Annotated in this window: 13 protein-coding genes; 10 read left to right on the forward strand and 3 right to left on the reverse strand. The window is 70.2% G+C overall.

The window, feature by feature from the left end; translation table 11 throughout:
- The first annotated feature begins 1 nt into the window (after nucleotide 1).
- Complete coding sequence (gene bglX, locus JCR33_RS18040; RefSeq protein WP_198883514.1) at nucleotides 2-2257, forward strand: beta-glucosidase BglX; 2256 nt, start codon at nucleotides 2-4, stop codon at nucleotides 2255-2257.
- Nucleotides 2250-3527, forward strand: a complete 1278-nt coding sequence (locus JCR33_RS18045) for a glucoamylase family protein (protein WP_198883515.1) — start codon at nucleotides 2250-2252, stop codon at nucleotides 3525-3527. The genes bglX and JCR33_RS18045 overlap by 8 nt, the downstream gene beginning before the upstream one ends.
- Here JCR33_RS18045 and JCR33_RS18050 read toward each other — a convergent pair.
- On the reverse strand, nucleotides 3496-4752 hold the full coding sequence (locus tag JCR33_RS18050; protein WP_198883516.1) for a glycoside hydrolase family 15 protein: 1257 nt from the start codon (nucleotides 4750-4752) through the stop codon (nucleotides 3496-3498). The two genes, JCR33_RS18045 and JCR33_RS18050, sit on opposite strands and share 32 nt — an antisense overlap.
- A gap of 34 nt (nucleotides 4753-4786) precedes the next feature.
- Nucleotides 4787-5521, reverse strand: a complete 735-nt coding sequence (locus JCR33_RS18055; RefSeq protein WP_198883517.1) for an alpha/beta hydrolase — start codon at nucleotides 5519-5521, stop codon at nucleotides 4787-4789.
- Nucleotides 5522-5780: 259 nt separating this feature from the next.
- On the opposite strand from JCR33_RS18055, the gene JCR33_RS18060 reads away from it, so the two are divergent.
- On the forward strand, nucleotides 5781-6521 hold the full coding sequence (locus JCR33_RS18060) for an aspartate/glutamate racemase family protein (protein WP_198883518.1): 741 nt from the start codon (nucleotides 5781-5783) through the stop codon (nucleotides 6519-6521).
- Here the strand turns inward: JCR33_RS18060 and JCR33_RS18065 are convergent.
- On the reverse strand, nucleotides 6490-6954 hold the full coding sequence (locus JCR33_RS18065; RefSeq protein WP_198883519.1) for an Lrp/AsnC family transcriptional regulator: 465 nt from the start codon (nucleotides 6952-6954) through the stop codon (nucleotides 6490-6492). The genes JCR33_RS18060 and JCR33_RS18065 overlap by 32 nt on opposite strands.
- 134 nt (nucleotides 6955-7088) lie before the next feature.
- Here JCR33_RS18065 and JCR33_RS18070 point away from each other — a divergent pair, with 134 nt between their 5' ends.
- From JCR33_RS18070 to JCR33_RS18100, 7 genes are all read left to right on the forward strand, one after another.
- Nucleotides 7089-8534 carry an FAD-dependent oxidoreductase gene (locus JCR33_RS18070; protein WP_198883520.1) on the forward strand — a complete coding sequence of 482 codons (1446 nt, stop codon included), beginning with the start codon at nucleotides 7089-7091 and terminating at the stop codon, nucleotides 8532-8534.
- A gap of 93 nt (nucleotides 8535-8627) precedes the next feature.
- Nucleotides 8628-9590, forward strand: a complete 963-nt coding sequence (locus tag JCR33_RS18075; RefSeq protein WP_232372667.1) for a substrate-binding domain-containing protein — start codon at nucleotides 8628-8630, stop codon at nucleotides 9588-9590.
- Nucleotides 9591-9649: 59 nt separating this feature from the next.
- A complete protein-coding gene (locus tag JCR33_RS18080; RefSeq protein ID WP_198883521.1) occupies nucleotides 9650-11134 on the forward strand; it encodes a sugar ABC transporter ATP-binding protein in 1485 nt (494 codons plus the stop codon).
- Between the two features lie 11 nt (nucleotides 11135-11145).
- The gene (locus tag JCR33_RS18085) at nucleotides 11146-12132 is read left to right on the forward strand and encodes an ABC transporter permease (protein WP_198883522.1); all 987 of its coding nucleotides are present in this window, start codon (nucleotides 11146-11148) and stop codon (nucleotides 12130-12132) included.
- 148 nt (nucleotides 12133-12280) lie between these two features.
- On the forward strand, nucleotides 12281-13255 hold the full coding sequence (locus JCR33_RS18090) for a sugar-binding transcriptional regulator (protein WP_198883523.1): 975 nt from the start codon (nucleotides 12281-12283) through the stop codon (nucleotides 13253-13255).
- Between the two features lie 191 nt (nucleotides 13256-13446).
- Nucleotides 13447-13860: a universal stress protein gene (locus JCR33_RS18095; RefSeq protein WP_198883524.1), complete on the forward strand. Its 414-nt coding sequence runs from the start codon at nucleotides 13447-13449 to the stop codon at nucleotides 13858-13860.
- A 50-nt stretch (nucleotides 13861-13910) separates the two neighbouring features.
- Nucleotides 13911-15548 carry a BCCT family transporter gene (locus JCR33_RS18100; RefSeq protein ID WP_198883525.1) on the forward strand — a complete coding sequence of 546 codons (1638 nt, stop codon included), beginning with the start codon at nucleotides 13911-13913 and terminating at the stop codon, nucleotides 15546-15548.
- Nucleotides 15549-15557 lie beyond the last annotated feature (9 nt).

Genomic DNA, 15557 nt, shown 5'->3' on the forward strand with positions numbered 1-15557 from the left:
CATGACGACCGACCGTATCGCCGCGCTGATGGCGCGGATGACGCTGGCCGAGAAGATCGGCCAGCTCAACCTGTTGAGCGCGGGCGAAGGCCCCGAGACCGGCAGCGCCGCCGTCGGCAACATCCGGGGGCGGCTCGAAAAGGGCCGTCTCGGCGCGATCTTCGGGACGAAGTCCGTGGTCTCGGTGCGCGCCTGGCAGGAGCTCGCGCTCGCCGGGTCGCGCCACGCGATCCCGCTCTTCTTCGCCGAGGACGTGATCCACGGCCATCGCACCGTGTTTCCGCTGCCGATCGCGCTCGCGGGCGCCTTCAGCCCGGCGGTGTGGGAGGCGACGGCGCGCGTCGCCGCCCGCGAGGCGGCCGCCGAGGGGATCAAGCAGGTCTACGCGCCGATGATCGACATCGCCCGCGATCCGCGCTGGGGCCGCGTCGCCGAAAGCCCTGGCGAGGACCCGTACCTCGCCTCCCGCTACGCCGAGGCGACGGTGCGCGGCCTCGAGGGCGACGACCTCACCCGCCCCGACACCGTGGTCGCGTGCCTGAAGCACTTCCTCGCCTACGGGGCGGCCGTGGGCGGGCGCGACTACGACAACGCCAGCCTCTCCGCCGAGGAGCTGATCGGCGTCTACGCCGAGCCCTTCCGCGCCGGCGTCGCCGCGGGGGCGGGCAGCGTGATGGCCGCCTTCAACGCGGTGAACAAGCGGCCGATGCACGCCCACCGCCCGCTCATCGAGGGTTGGTTGCGCGGCAAGGCCGGCTTCGACGGGCTGCTCGTCGCCGACTATACGGGGATCGCCGAGCTCAGCGCCCACGGCCTCGGCGACGGGGCGACGGTCACCGCCCTCGCCCTGCTCGCCGGCGTCGACATGGACATGATCGGCGAGAACTACCTGCACCATCTGCCCCGCCTCGCGGTGGAGGGGCTCGACGCCCCCGAGGCGGGCCTTTCGATCGCTGCGGGCGACATCTGTGCCGCCGTCGACCGGGCCTGCACCCGCGTCCTCACGCTGAAGGAGCGCCTCGGCCTGTTCGACGATCCGTTCCGCTATTGCGACGAGGCGCGCGCCACGACCACGGCGCTGTCGCCCGAGCACCGCCGCGTGGCGCGCGACGCGATCGCCGAGAGCACGGTGCTCCTCAAGAACGACGGCGTTCTGCCGCTGCGCACGGGGGCCCGCGTCGCCCTCGTCGGGGCGATGGCGGACGACCGCACCAACGTCCTCGGCACCTGGGCGGTGTCGGGCGACCAGGCCGCCGCCGTCACCTTCCGCGAGGGGCTGCAAGCCCACCTCGAGGAGCCGCTCACCTGCGTGAAGGGGGCCGACATCGTCGACGACCCCGAGCTCGCCCACCGTCTCAACGTGCACGGCCAGACCGTGTTTCTCGACGACCGCCCCGCCGCGCTGATGGTGGAGGAGGCGGTCGCGGCCGCCCGCGCCGCCGACGTGGTGGTGGCCGTGGTGGGCGAGGCGCGGGAATATTCCGGCGAGTGCTCCTCGCGCACCGACCTCGACCTGCCGCCGCCGCAGCAGCGCCTGGTGGAGGCGCTCGCGGCCACGGGTACGCCGCTCGTCCTCGTGGTGCAGACCGGCCGGCCGCTCGCCTTGGAGCGCGAGACGGCGCTCGCCAGCGCCGTGGTGCTCGCCTGGTTCGCCGGCACCGAGGCGGGCAACGGCATCGCCGACGTCCTGACCGGCACCGAGCCCGGCGGCCGTCTCGCGATCACCTTTCCCGCCCGCACCGGCCAGGTGCCGGTGCTCTACGCCGCCGAGCCCACCGGGCGCCCCTATCCGGGCCACTTCGAGAAGTTCAAGACGGGCTATGTCGACCTTCCCGACACGATCCCGCCGGCGACGGGCCTCTTTCCCTTCGGCTTCGGCCTCTCCTACACGACGTTCGACTATGCCGCGCCCACCGTGGAGCGGGACCGCCTCGCCGGGGACGACACCGCGCGCGTGCGCGTCGTCGTCACCAACACCGGCGTGCGGCGCGGCTCGACGGTGGTCCAGCTCTACGTGTCCGACCCCGTCGCCCGCATCACCCGGCCGATGATCGAGCTCAAAGGGTTCAAGAAGATCGTCCTCGATCCCGGCGAAACGCGGGAGGTCGCCTTCAGCCTCACCCGTCGCGATCTCGCCTACGCGATCGGCGAGGAGCCGCTCGCGGTGGAGTGGGTGTGGGACCCCGGCGTGTTCGTGTTCCGCACCGGCCCCAACGCCCGCGATCTCCAGAGCGTGGCGGTGCACTGGGATGGCTGAAGCCGTCCTCAACCCCGGCCGTCCGCCGTCGGGCCTCTCCGACGACGATCTGCTCGACGCCGTCTCCCGCGCCGCGCTCGCCTATTTCTGGGACTTCGCCCACCCCGTCAGCGGTATGACGCGCGAGCGCAGCGGCGGCGCCTTCGGCTACGACGTGGAGCGCGTCGTCACCACCGGCGGCACCGGCTTCGGGCTGATGGCGCTGGTGGTGGGGGCGGCACGCGGCTGGCTCGCGCGGCCCGCCGTGGTGGAGCGGATCGCCACCGTCGCGGCCTTTCTGGAGGCGGCGGAGCACCACGAGGGCGTCTTCCCCCACTTCATGGACGGGGCGACGGGGGCGACGATCCCGTTCTCGCCGACCGACGACGGGGGCGACCTCGTCGAGACCTCGTTCCTGATGGCGGGGCTCCTCACCGCGCGGCAGGCCTTCGCCGAGGAGGCGACGCTGGTCGCGACGATCGATCGGCTGTGGCGGCGCGTCGACTGGGCAGCCCACGTGCGGCAGTCCGACGGTGGGCTGATGTGGCACAAGAGCCCGCGCCATCCGTGGACCGACAAGAGCCTGCCGATCCGAGGGTGGAACGAGAGCCTCGTGACCTTCGTGTTGGCGACGGGCTCGCCGACCCACCCGATCGCGCCCGAAATCTACCATCGCTCCTGGGCGCGGGCGGAGGAATTCCTCAACGGCGCCACCTACTACGGCATCCGTCTGCCGCTCGGGCCGCCGATGGGCGGGCCGCTGTTCCTCTCCCACTACTCCTTCCTCGGGATCGACCCGGACGGGCTGCGCGACGCCTACGCGGACTACGGCGAGCAGGTCCGCGCCCACGTCGCGATCAACCGGGCCTACTGCATCGACAATCCCGGCCGGCACGCGGGCTACGGGCCGGCCTGCTGGGGCCTCACCGCGAGCGACAGCCCCGCGGGCTACGCCGCCCATTCGCCGACCAACGATCTCGGCGTGATCTCGCCGACGGCGGCGGTCGCCTCGCTTCCCTTCGCGCCGGAGGCGGCGATGGCGGCGCTGCGCCACTTCGTGGAGGATCGCGGTGCCGCGCTGTGGGGCCCCTACGGCCTCGCCGACGCCTTCGCCCCGGCGACCGGGTGGGTGGCGCCGGCGACGCTCGCCATCGATCAGGGCCCCATCGTCGTGATGATCGAGAACTACCGCACCGGCCTCGTCTGGCAGCTGATGATGTCGGCGCCGGAGGTGGCGGCGGGCCTCCGTCGGCTCGGCTTCACGAGCCCGCGCCTCGCCCCGACGAGCTGAGCGCGTCGCGCCGCGCCTGTGCGGCGGCGAGGAGCGCGGCGTGGCTCCAGGTGAGGTCGCGGCAGGAGGTGGGGGCGCCGGTGGTCCGGTCGAGCTGCTCCGGCAGGGCGCCCGGCTGCGGCAGGGCCCGGCGCACCGCTTCCAGATAGCGCGTTCCCGCGACGAGTTCCGCCTCATAGCCGAGGAGGCGGGCGCGGCGAAAGTGAAACTCGGCGAAGCCGAGGCTCGTCGGCAGCCAGGGATTGCCGCCGAAATAGACGTCGCCCGGAAAGCGCCCCACGAGGGGAAGGTCCGCGGCGAGCGGGTAGGCGGCGCGCGACCAGCGAGCGATATGGCGCGCGGTGCCTGCCATCCGCTCGTCGCCGACGCCGAACGGCGCGTCCGCCGCGCCGAGGAGGGCGCCGAGGATCGTGGCGGCGTCGCTCTCGCCGGGCTCGGCGTTCGAGGACGCCTTGAAGTGATCGCCACACCAGAGCGCGTCGAGGGCGCGATCGATGCGGCGCAGGGCCGGACCGATGTCGCCGAGCCGCTCGCCGGCCGCCGCGAGGGCGGCGCGCTGGGCGAGGAGGGTGAAGGCGTCGAGCGCCGCCGGCTCCTCCTCCCACGGGCCGATGGCGGGCTCGCCGGCGTGGGCGAGCACGTGGCCGAGATCGAGCCGCAGCAGGCGTTCGGCCGCCTCGACCGGTCCCGGGGCGTGCGCGAAGACCTCCATCGCGGCGAGAACGGAGAGGGCGCGCAGGGCCGGGCCGTCGAACTGCGGCCGGCTCCAGCGCTCCACGTCGACGCTGCCGTCGGCATTGGCGCGCGGCTCGCCGAGGAGGGCATCGCCGTGGAGGGCGGCGAGCTCGGCGTCGGGACGCAGGAAGCGGCGATGGTCGGCGCTGGTCGTCTCGGCGAGGGGGTTGTGCGCCGGCCCCGGCCGCGTCGCGATGGCGAGGCTGAAGCGCACATAGTCGGCGAGGCGGCGCCGCCAGGCGGGATCGGCGGAGAGGGGGACGGCCGACAGCATCACCACCCCGGCGTCGCGGACCCAGTGGTAGAAGTAGTCGGGCTCCGGGTCCCATAGGGCCGGTACCGGCGAGGCGAGCACGCTCCCCGCCGCCGGCACGACGGTGAGGCCGAAGGCGGGCCGGGTGTGGCGGAGGTGGGTGGCGGAAACGGCCGCCGCCATCGCCGCCGCCGAGTGGCGCTCCTGCGCCTCGAGCCAGGCGTCGAGACCGCTCACGCCGGGACCGTCGCAGGAGGTGGGGGTCGGGCGGTCATCCGAGCAGCCGATCGAGGGCGTGGCCGACGCTCGCGACGTAGGCGGGGCCGAGGGGCGAATGCGGCTCGCCCGGGATCACGTCGACGTGGGCGCGGGTCCCGAGCCAGCCGGCGAGGCGGTGGGCGTGGGCGGGGGGCGTCACGGCATCGTCGGCGCCGACGATGATGGCGACGGGCACGTCCACCAAGGGTGCGACCGCAGCGAGATCGTGCCGCGGCCACTCGTCGTGCGCCGCCGCCACCTCCTGAAAGAGGGCGGGGAGGGCGTCGGGTCCCATCGCCTGCCGCGCCGCGAAGAGGGCGGTGCCGGAGATCACCGGCGCCACGGCGAGCACGCCGCGCAGATGGGCCGGGTGCCGTGCCGCGAGGCGGAGCGCGGCGTAGGCGCCCATCGAGTGGCCGGCGAGAAGCCGCGGGCACGCGGGTTCGGCCGCCTCCGCCCACTCGACCACGGTCGCGACGTCCGCGAGGTGAGCGGCCATGGTGAAGTCGCAGGCCGCGCCGGCGCTGTCGTTGTTGGCCGAATGGCAGAGATCGGGGGCGACGGTGACGAGGCCTCGCTCGGTGGCCGCCGCGAGGATCGGCACGAGGTGAGGAGCCGCGGCGGCGCCGTTGCGGCCGTGCGCGAGGATCAGCGTGCCTCGCGCCGTGCCCGCCGGGCGACGGACGTGCACCGTCATCGGCCCGGCGCTTCCGGCGAGGACGACAGCGTGCTCGGCGGTCAAGGTCATCGGCCTCTCCCGGCGCCGCGCCCGAAGCAGCGCGCGCCAACGCCGATTGGTGACGCGCCCAACCCGGATCGGTCAAGCGTCGGTTTTCACCGAACCATCTCGTCCTATCTGGTTACGTAAAAGACATGATTTCATCACACATTTATCTGAAAAATTGGGATGAAAAAACGCAACGAGGCGCTAATCGGCGATGAAAATGGGCTCAAAGTGCCGGCGCGGGCTGGCATCTTTCCGTCACCAAACGGAGGAGGGGAGCCTCATGCGACGCATCGGCCTCATCGGCGGAATGAGCTGGGAAAGCACCGCCATCTACTATCAGGAGATCAACCGCCGGGTGCGCGACGCCGAGGGTGGGCTGGTGTCGGCCGACGTTCTGATCCACTCGGTCAATTTCGCCGAGGTCGTGGCACTGCAGCAGGCCGGCCGGTGGGACGAGGCGGCGCGGCTGCTTGAGGGCGTTGCCCAGGGGCTCGAGGGGGCGGGCGCCGAGGCGCTGCTCATCTGCACCAACACCATGCACATCCTCGCCGGCGAGATCGAGGCGGCGACCAACGTGCCGCTCCTCCACATCGTCGACGTGACGGCGGTGGCGATCCGTGCCGCCGGGCTGAAGCGTCCGCTCCTCCTCGCGACCCGCTACACCATGGAAAAGCCGTTCTATCTCGACCGGATGCGCACCTTCGGCCTCGCTCCGATGGTGCCCGCCGAGGCGGATCGCGGCGACGTCCACGACATCATCTTCGGCGAGCTCTGCTGCGGCGTCGTGAAAGAGGCGAGCCGGGAGCGCTATCGCGATGTCATCCGGCGCGGCATCGCGGAGGGCGCCGACGCTGTGATCCTTGGCTGCACCGAGATCGGCATGCTGGTGGGGGCGGAGGACGCCGCCGTCCCGGTGTTCGATTCCACCCTCCTGCACGCCCAGGCCGCGGTGGACTTCGCCCTCGGCGCTCCAGCGGGCGCGCCGGCCGTCAGGCGTAGCGCGTTGGAACACTCGTTGTGAACTTCAGCTCCTCCATCACGATGGAGGACGTGAGGTCGAGGAATTCCAGCCGCGAGATCAGCGCCTTGTAGACCTGGTCGAAGCGCTCGATGTCGGGCACCACGAGGCGCACCAGATAGTCGATCTCGCCGGCGAGGCGGTAGCTCTCCACGATCTCCGGAATATCGTGGACCGCCTGCTTGAACTCGTCGATCCATCCGACGCGATGGATCGGCGTCTTCACCTGGATGAACACCGTCATCCCCACGTTCACCTTCTTGCGGTCGACGAGGGCGACGCGGGCGCGAATGTAGCCCTCCTTCTCCAGCCGTCGAATGCGCCGCCAGCATGGCGTGTGCGACAGACCCACCCGCTCGCCGATCTCGGCGATGGGGACGGTCGCGTCCTCCTGCAGGAGATCCAGAATCTTCCGATCGAACGCGTCGAGGGTCATGGTCTCGCGATTCTCGCCAAAATGAGGATGAAACCGCACACCGGCGGCGAGGCGCGCGATTGCATGTTTCTTGCTTGACGGTGCGGGAGCCTGCGCGTTCGCGCAAGTGCGAGATCCTGACCAGGAGCCTGAATGTGAAGCCGGAAACGGACGGCGCGGGCCTCCTCGCGCTGGAGCGGGAGGTGCGCCGCGATCTCGAGCGTTTGCAGGAGCCCGCCGAACCCTGGGTGCCGCCGCGCTATGCGGCCGACGGCACGCGCATCCTCGACGTCGTCATCGTCGGGGCGGGAATGGCGGGGCTGGCGCTCGCGGCGAGCCTTGCTCGGGACGGTGTCGACAACGTCCTCGTCGTCGATCGCAGCGAGCCCGACCGGGCCGGGCCATGGGCGACCTACGCCCGCATGCCCACCCTGCGCTCGCCCAAGCACCTTGCGGGGCCGGCGATCGGTCTGCCCTCGCTCACCTTCCGCGCCTGGCACGAAGCGCGGTTCGGCGCTGCGGCCTGGGACGAGCTCGACCGCATCCCCCGCCTGATGTGGAACGACTATCTCAACTGGTATCGCGACGTGATGGGCATCCGGGTGACCTCGCGCACCGCCCTCAGCGACCTCGCGGGCGACGGCGACGGTCTTTCCCTGACCCTCACCGACGCCAACGCTGGGACCGAGGGCGTGCGGCATGTGCGCAGCCGTCTCGCGGTGCTCGCCATGGGGCGCGACGGGCTCGGTGGTCCGCGCCGCCCGCCGCTTTATGCCGGTCTGCCGCCCCGCCTCGTCGCCCACACCAGCGACTTCATCGACTTTGCCGCCCTAGCGGGTCGCAGGGTCGGGGTGATCGGCGTCGGCTCCTCCGCCTTCGACAACGCCGGCGCGGCGCTCGAGGCGGGCGCCTCGGTCACCATGCTGGCGCGCCGGCCGGACATCCCCCGGGTCAACAAGACGCTCGGGGCGAACCACGCCGGCTACGCCAAGGGCTACGCCGACCTGCCCGCGGGCGCGCATCGGGAGATGGAGGCCGTCATGGCCGCCGCGGGCGTGCCACCGCCGCGCCCCTCGGTGCTGCGCTGCAGCCGGCACGAGGCGTTCGCGCTGCGCGTCGGCTGCACCGTCGCGGCGGCGCGGGAGGAGGCCGGCCGGGTGGTGCTCGAGACCTCGCATGGGCGCCTGGTGTTCGACGTCCTCATCCTCGCCACCGGCTTCGCGATCGACTGGTCGCTGCGTCCGGAGCTCGCCCGGCTCGCGGCGCGCGCGGCCCGCTCCGGCGAGGGCCCGCCCAACGCGGCACCCCCCGCCCTCGGCCCCGGCATGGAGTTTTGCGACGACGACGGCGATCCCGCCGCCTGGCCCGCCCGCGTCTACTGCCTCAACAACACCGCGGACCCCACCCACGGCCGCATCGCCGGCGACATTCCGGGGATCAGCGTGGGCGCGGGGCGCGTCGCCGAGCACATCGTGCGCCGCCTCTTCGTGGAGGACTGGCCCGCCCATCTCGACGCGATCCGCCGTTTCGACCGCCCCGAGCTCATCGGCGACGAGTGGGTCACCGTCGCGCCTACCGATCGAGGCGACGGACATTCTTGACAACGCGAAGCCCTCTCGAATATCGATAGTGAATAAACTTCCTGCGATGAATTTTTATTCATTGCGCGATCAAGCATCGAAGAGGAAACGCGGATGGGCTCATTCTCCAGAACACTTCTTGGCGCCGCGGTGGCGTCCGGGCTCGCGATGGCGGGAGGCTCGGCGCTCGCGTTCGACCAGGGCAGCCTCATCAAGCCGATCGACGGGCCGCTCACCCTGGTGTTCATCCCGAAGGTGATTCACCCCTGGTACGAGGTGGTGAAGGCCGGCGCGCAGGCCGCCGCCGACGAGTTCGCCAAAGAGGGCATCGAGGTCGACGTGCGGTGGGACGAGCCGCCCCAGGCCGACGTCGCCGACCACAACCGCCGCATCGAGACCAACATCGGCCGTCACCCCGACGGTCTCGCCGTCTCCTGCCTCGACCCCTCCACCAACGTGCAGCTCCTCCAGGAAGCGGTGGACGCGGGCATCAACGTCATCACCTTCGACACCTACTGCTCGGACGATTTCCACTTCGTCGGCCACAAGAACGACGCGCAGGACGGCGCCGATCTCGCCGCCTTCCTCGCCGAGAAGATCGGCGACAAGGGCAAGGTGGGCATCCTCGCCGGCAGCCTGACGGCGGCGAACCACGCCGCGCGGGTGCAGGGCTTCAAGGACGAGATGGCGAAGCATCCGAACATCGACATCGTGTTCGAGCAGCCCGACGACGACAGCCTCGAAAAGGCCGTCAGCCTCACCGAGAACGCGTTGCAGGCCAATCCCGACCTCGTCGGCATCTTCGGCTCCAACGCCTCGAACCCGATCGGCGCCGCCCGGGCCGTCGACAACGCCGGCCTCACCGATCAGGTGACCATCGTCGGCATGGACGATCTGCCCGAAACGCTGCAGTTCATCGAGGACGGCGTGATCGCCGGCGTGAAGGCGCAGCGCCAGTGGGAGATCGGCTACTGGGCGGTGAAATATCTCGTCGCCATGAACCAGAACCACACCGTGCCGATGGAGCATGCCACCGGTTCGCAGATCCTCACCAAGGACGTCCTGGCCCAGCAATAGGCGGCCAGGACCCTTCGCGCGGCGCAGGCTCGTCCCGCGCCCGCCAGCGCGGTGGACCGATGGAACAGCTCGACTTCGAAGCCCGTGGGGTGTCCAAGCGCTTCGGCGTGGTGACCGCGCTGAACGACGTGTCGATCGGCATCGCCGCCGGCGAGGTCCACGCGGTGATCGGCGAGAACGGCGCCGGCAAGAGCACCCTCATGAACCTCTTCTGCGGCCGGCTGAAGCCGACGGAGGGAAGCCTCTATCGCCATCAGGCGCCGGTCACCTTCGAGACGCCGATGGACGCCCAGCGCGCCGGCATCGCCATCGCTCCGCAGGAGGTGAACCTCGTGCCGCGCCTCTCGGTGGCGGAGAACGTCGTGCTCGGCGCCCAGAGCGGCGGCAGCTTCGGCATCGACTGGAAGGCGACGCGCGCCCGTGCCCTCGAGAGCCTCGCCCAGATCGACGACACCATCGATCCGGACGTGCCGGTCTTCACCCTCTCGAAGGCCCAGCAGCAGCTCGTCCAGATCGCCCGGGCCGTGGCGACGGACGCCAGGATCCTCATCTTCGACGAGCCCACCGCCGCGCTGACCCAGCGCGAGGCCGACCGGCTCTTCGCCTTCATCCGCCGCTTTCGCGAGGAGGGCGGCGCGGTATTCTACATCTCCCACCGCCTCGACGAGATCCTCGACCTGTCCGACCGCATCTCGGTGCTGCGCGACGGCACCTTCGTCGGCGAGCTCGATCCGACGACCACCGACAAGGACGCGATGGTGCGGGCGATGGCCGGCCGCGCGGTCGCCGAGCGCAGCGCCACCCGCGCCACCACCGAGCGCGGCGATGTGGTGCTCAAGGTCGACGGGCTGACCCGCACCGGGGAGTTCCGCAATGTATCCTTCTCGCTCCGGCGCGGCGAGATTCTGGGGATCGCCGGCCTCGTGGGCTCCGGTCGCACCGAGGTGGGGCGCTGCGTCTTCGGTGTGACGCGCCCCGAGGCCGGCACCATCGAGATCTTCGGCAAGGCGCGCCAGCTGCATCACCCGGCCGACGCGATCACCGCGGGCCTCGTCTATCTTCCCGAGGAGCGCAAGCAGGACGGCATCTTCCCGCTCCTCTCGATTTCCGAGAACATGGGCATCGCCACGATGGAGAAGTGGCGCGGCGTCTTCGGCATGCGCTTTTCCGACATGGTGCGCGAGGTCGAGACCTACATCCGCCGCATCCCCATCAAGGTCGGCGATCCGTCCGACCCCATCACCAGCCTCTCGGGCGGCAACCAGCAGAAGGTGATTCTCGCCCGCTGGCTGATGAAGGAGAGCCGAATCCTCATCCTCGACGAGCCGACCCGGGGCATCGACGTCAACGCCAAGCTCGAGATCCAGGACCTGTTGCGCGGCCTCGCCGACGAGGGGCTGTCGATCGTCTACATCTCCTCCGAGCTGCAGGAGGTGCTCGACGTGTCGGACCGCATCCTCGTGATGCACGAGGGTCTCGTGAAGGGCATCGAACCGGCCGCGAGCGCGACGCAGGAGTCGCTGCTCGCTCTCGCCATGAGCTGATGGAGAATGAAATGAGCGAAGCGGCCGTATCGTCCGTGCGTCGGAAGCCGCAGGGTCTCGCCGGCGCCCTCGCGAAGTTCCGCCAGTGGGACGCGAGCGGCATCTTCGTCGCCCTCATCGTGCTGTGCCTGGTGCTCGCTGTCGCGGCGCCGGCCTTCCTCTCCCAATATAATCTCAGCGTCGTGGCGCGGCAGGCGTCGTTCGTCGGCCTCGTGGCGCTCGGCCAGACGCTGGTGCTCCTCATCGGCGGCATCGACCTGTCGCTCGGAGCGGCGGCGGGCCTCTCGGCCATCGTCGGCGGGCTGATGCTGACGAGCGTCGGCATCCACCCCTACCTGGTGGTGCCGCTCACCGCCTGTTTCGGCTTCCTGCTCGGCACCATCAACGGCTTCTTCACCGCCCGGCTCCGCCTCAATCCCTTCATCGTCACCCTGGCGTCGTGGGAGATCTTCGCCGGCGCGACGCTCGTCATCACCAAGGGCTACCCGATCCGCCCCCTCGGCGACGCCTTCCAGTGGTTCGGCCGCGGCGAGATCTTCGGCATCCCGGTGCCGGTCGTCATCTTCCTGGCCGCGGGGCTGATCCTCTCCTACGTCCTCGCCCGCACCCGCTTCGGCCGCAACATCTATGCGATCGGCGGCAACCGCGACGCGGCGAACCTCGTCGGCATCCGCGTCTGGCGCATAGAGTTCATCGTCTTCGGCCTCGCCGGCATGCTCGCCTCGCTCGCCGGCATCCTCTACGCCGCGCGCATGAACTCGGCGCAGCCCTCGGTGGGCGAGGGGTGGCTGATGGGCGCGATCACCGCCGCCATCATCGGCGGAACCAGCCTGCGCGGCGGCCAGGGCACCATCATCGGCACCATCTTCGGTGCGCTGCTGATGGCGGTGCTCGCCAACGGTATCGTTCTTCTCAACGTATCGGGTTACTGGGAACGGGTGATCGTCGGCCTGGTGGTGCTGATCGCGATCCTCGTCGATCTCTTCCGGCGTCGTTGAGGCGGGGCGGAGGCATGGCGCGCGGTTTGCAGAAGGGTCCCTTGCAGAAGCGCCACATGGCGGAGATGGGTCGCGGCTTGCTAAGGTCCGGACAGGGAGCGGCGGGCATCGGCTAGTCCGCCGGCAAAAGCAACCATAAAGGGGTTCGATGGCCCGCATTCATGATGTTCGTCTGATCGCCCGCGTGGCGCAGCTCTACTTCATGGAACGGCAGACCCAGTCGGCCATCTCGCGCTCGTTGTCGATCAGCCAGGCCACCGTGTCGCGCCTCCTGAAGCGGGCGCAGGACAGCGACATCGTACGCATCACCATCCAGGCGCCGCGCGGCACCTTCTTCGACCTCGAGGCCGCGTTGCGGGCGCAATATAGCCTGTCGGAAGCGATCGTGGTCGAGGCGACGGAGGACAGCGAGGAGGCGATCCTCTCCGCCATCGGTGCCGCGGCGGCGCACTATGTGTCCACCACGCTGAAGCGCGGCGAGGTGATCGGCCTCTCCTCCTGGAGCGCGTCGCTGCTCCGCCTCGTCGACAACATGATGCCGCCGCAGGTGCCGGCCGACCGCGTGATCCAGCTCCTCGGCGGGACCGGCAATCCGGCGGTGGAAAAGCACGCCACCCACCTGACGCTGCGCATGGCGCAGATCACCGGGGCCGCGCCGCAGCTGTTGACGGCACCGGGCATCACCCAGTCGGTCGAGAGCCGCGCGGCGCTGATCACCGACCCCTTCGTGGTCGACATCCTCGACCAGTTCGCCGACGTGAGCCTCGCCCTCGTGGGCATCGGTGCGCTGGAGCCCTCGCCGATGATCGCCGATTCGGGCAACCGCCTGACGCCGGCCGAGCTCGCCGAGCTTGGCGCCATGGGCGCCGTCGGCGACATGGGGCTGCGCTTCTTCGATGCGGAGGGCCGCCAGGTGCGCTCCTCCTGCGACGAGCGCATCATCGGCATCGACCTGCCGGAGCTCGCGCGCATTCCGCGCGTGGTGGCGGTCGCCGGCGGGCTGCGCAAGGTGCCGGCCATCCGCGCGGCGATGCGCGGCGGCTTCATCTCCGTGCTGGTGACGGACAACATCACCGCCGCGGCGCTCGCCGAAACCGCGCTGGAGCCCGTCTCGGCGCCGTGACGGCGCCGCCGACCGCTGCGCTCCGGTGCCGGGCTATCTGAACATTCTGCAATATTCTGTGTTACGCTGACCCACCGAGCGGCCGACGCGCCATGCATCAGTGCGTTTTGCCCCCGTCGCGCAGCGGTCGCGACACCATTGCGGGCGTGCCCTGCGCCCCTTTTCCTCGATCGATTGAGGGTATCATTATCGTGTTCAGCAAGATTATCGTCCCGGTCGACCTGACGCATGCGGATCGACTTTCACGCGCCCTCGAGGTGGCCGGGAAACTCGCAAAACTCTATGACGCGCCGATCGTTTATGTGGGCGTGTCGCCGAACGTGCCCACGGAGGTCGCCCATAGCCCCGCGGAGTTCGAGGCGAAGCTCGCCGCCTTCGCCGAAGCCGAGGCCGCGGCCCACGGCGTTGCCGCGTCGGCCCACGCCTTCTTCAGTCACGACCCCGCGATCGACCTCGACGAGGCGCTTCCGAAGCTTGTCAAGGAGCTCGGCGGCGACCTCGTGGTGATGGCCTCGCACGTGCCCGGCTTCCTCGACCGCCTGTGGCATTCCCACGGGGCCACTCTCGCCGGCCATACCGACGCTTCGATCTTTCTCGTGCGCTAGCCGCATCGCATCCACCCGGAGAGACACGCCCATCGAACAAGGAGACCCCGATGTCGGTTGACGCCGCACCCGAGTCCTCAATTCCGGCCCCCGAAGGCGAGGTGGCCCTCATCGAGACCGACTATTCGATCGGTCAAGACAACGTTCAGCCCCGGCTCGGTCCGATCGGGCTCGACATTCACAACCCCGTCTTCGTCGTATCCGCGCTCGTCATCGTCGCGTTCGTGATCATCGGCGCGCTGTTCGCCGGCAGCATCGATCCCTACTTCGAGGCGCTGCGCAACTGGCTGACGTCGAACTTCGACTGGTTCTTCCTCATCGCCGGCAACGTGTTCGTGCTCGTCTGCGTCGTCCTCATCGTGACGCCGCTCGGCGCGGTCCGCCTCGGCGGCAAGGACGCCACGCCCGACTATAGCTACATCGGCTGGTTCTCGATGTTGTTCGCGGCCGGCATGGGCATCGGGCTGATGTTCTTCGGCGTGTCGGAGCCGATCTCCCACTTCACCTCCTCGCTCGGCGGTGTGGCGGTCGAGGACGGGGTCCGCACCGACTGGGCGCCGCTCGGCGCGGCCGTCGGCGACGCCGATGCGGCGCGGCGTCTCGGCATGGCGGCCACCATCTTCCACTGGGGCCTCCACCCCTGGGCGATCTACGCCGTCGTGGCGCTGGCGCTCGCCCTGTTCTCCTTCAACAAGGGGCTGCCACTCACCATCCGCTCGATGTTCTATCCGATCTTCGGCGAGCGCATCTGGGGATGGCCCGGCCATATCGTCGACATTCTGGCGGTGCTCGCGACGCTCTTCGGCCTCGCCACCTCGCTCGGCCTCGGGGCGCAGCAGGCGGCCGGCGGCCTCAACTTCGTGTTCGGCGTGCCCGCGGGTCTCGACACCCAGCTCGTGCTGATCGTGATCATCACGGCGATGGCGCTGATCTCGGTCCTGCGCGGCCTCGACGGCGGGGTGAAGGTGCTGTCGGAGATCAACATGGGTCTCGCCGCGCTCCTCCTCCTCTTCGTCCTCCTCGTCGGGCCGACCTTGTCGATCCTGTCGGGCTTCGGCGCCAATCTCGTCGCCTACGCCAAGGAGGTGGTGCCGCTGTCGATGCCGTTCGGCCGGGCCGACGACAACTTCCGCCAGGGCTGGACGTCGTTCTACTGGGCCTGGTGGATCTCCTGGTCGCCGTTCGTCGGCATGTTCATCGCCCGGGTGAGCCGCGGGCGCACGGTGCGCGAGTTCGTCATCGCCGTGCTGATCGTGCCGGCGATCGTGTCGGTGCTGTGGATGACGGTGTTCGGCGGCACCGCGATCACGCTCATCAACCAGGCGGGCCTCACCGAGATCGCTGACGCGGCCTTGGAGCTGAAGCTCTTCGTGATGCTCGAAGGGTTGCCGCTGTCGGCCGTCACCTCGCTGGTGGGCGTGGTGCTCGTCATCGTGTTCTTCGTGACCTCATCGGACTCCGGATCGCTGGTGATCGACACCATCACCGCCGGCGGCAAGGTCGATGCGCCGGTGTCACAGCGCGTGTTCTGGTGCACCTTCGAGGGGCTGGTGGCGATGGTGCTGCTCGTCGGCGGCGGCCTCGCCGCGCTCCAGGCGATGGCGGTGTCGACGGGCTTCCCCTTCGCCATCGTGCTGCTCCTCGCGTGCTACTCGATCATCCGCGGACTGATGGACGAGCCGCGCTGACGGACGACG

Origin of the sequence: Acuticoccus mangrovi, from assembly GCF_016411865.1 — a bacterium.
In the GTDB taxonomy this organism is placed as follows: domain Bacteria; phylum Pseudomonadota; class Alphaproteobacteria; order Rhizobiales; family Amorphaceae; genus Acuticoccus; species Acuticoccus mangrovi.

Bases quoted from the DNA above. Each gene is read 5' to 3' on its own strand.
- JCR33_RS18045 (WP_198883515.1), top strand. From the start codon at position 2,250: ATGGCTGAAGCCGTCCTCAACCCCGGCCGTCCGCCGTCGGGCCTCTCC.
- JCR33_RS18090 (WP_198883523.1), top strand. From the start codon at position 12,281: ATGGCCCGCATTCATGATGTTCGTCTGATCGCCCGCGTGGCGCAGCTC.
- bglX (WP_198883514.1), top strand. From the start codon at position 2: ATGACGACCGACCGTATCGCCGCGCTGATGGCGCGGATGACGCTGGCC.
- JCR33_RS18060 (WP_198883518.1), top strand. From the start codon at position 5,781: ATGCGACGCATCGGCCTCATCGGCGGAATGAGCTGGGAAAGCACCGCC.
- JCR33_RS18080 (WP_198883521.1), top strand. From the start codon at position 9,650: ATGGAACAGCTCGACTTCGAAGCCCGTGGGGTGTCCAAGCGCTTCGGC.
- JCR33_RS18075 (WP_232372667.1), top strand. From the start codon at position 8,628: ATGGGCTCATTCTCCAGAACACTTCTTGGCGCCGCGGTGGCGTCCGGG.
- JCR33_RS18055 (WP_198883517.1), bottom strand. From the start codon at position 5,521: ATGACCTTGACCGCCGAGCACGCTGTCGTCCTCGCCGGAAGCGCCGGG.
- JCR33_RS18085 (WP_198883522.1), top strand. From the start codon at position 11,146: ATGAGCGAAGCGGCCGTATCGTCCGTGCGTCGGAAGCCGCAGGGTCTC.
- JCR33_RS18100 (WP_198883525.1), top strand. From the start codon at position 13,911: ATGTCGGTTGACGCCGCACCCGAGTCCTCAATTCCGGCCCCCGAAGGC.
- JCR33_RS18065 (WP_198883519.1), bottom strand. From the start codon at position 6,954: ATGACCCTCGACGCGTTCGATCGGAAGATTCTGGATCTCCTGCAGGAG.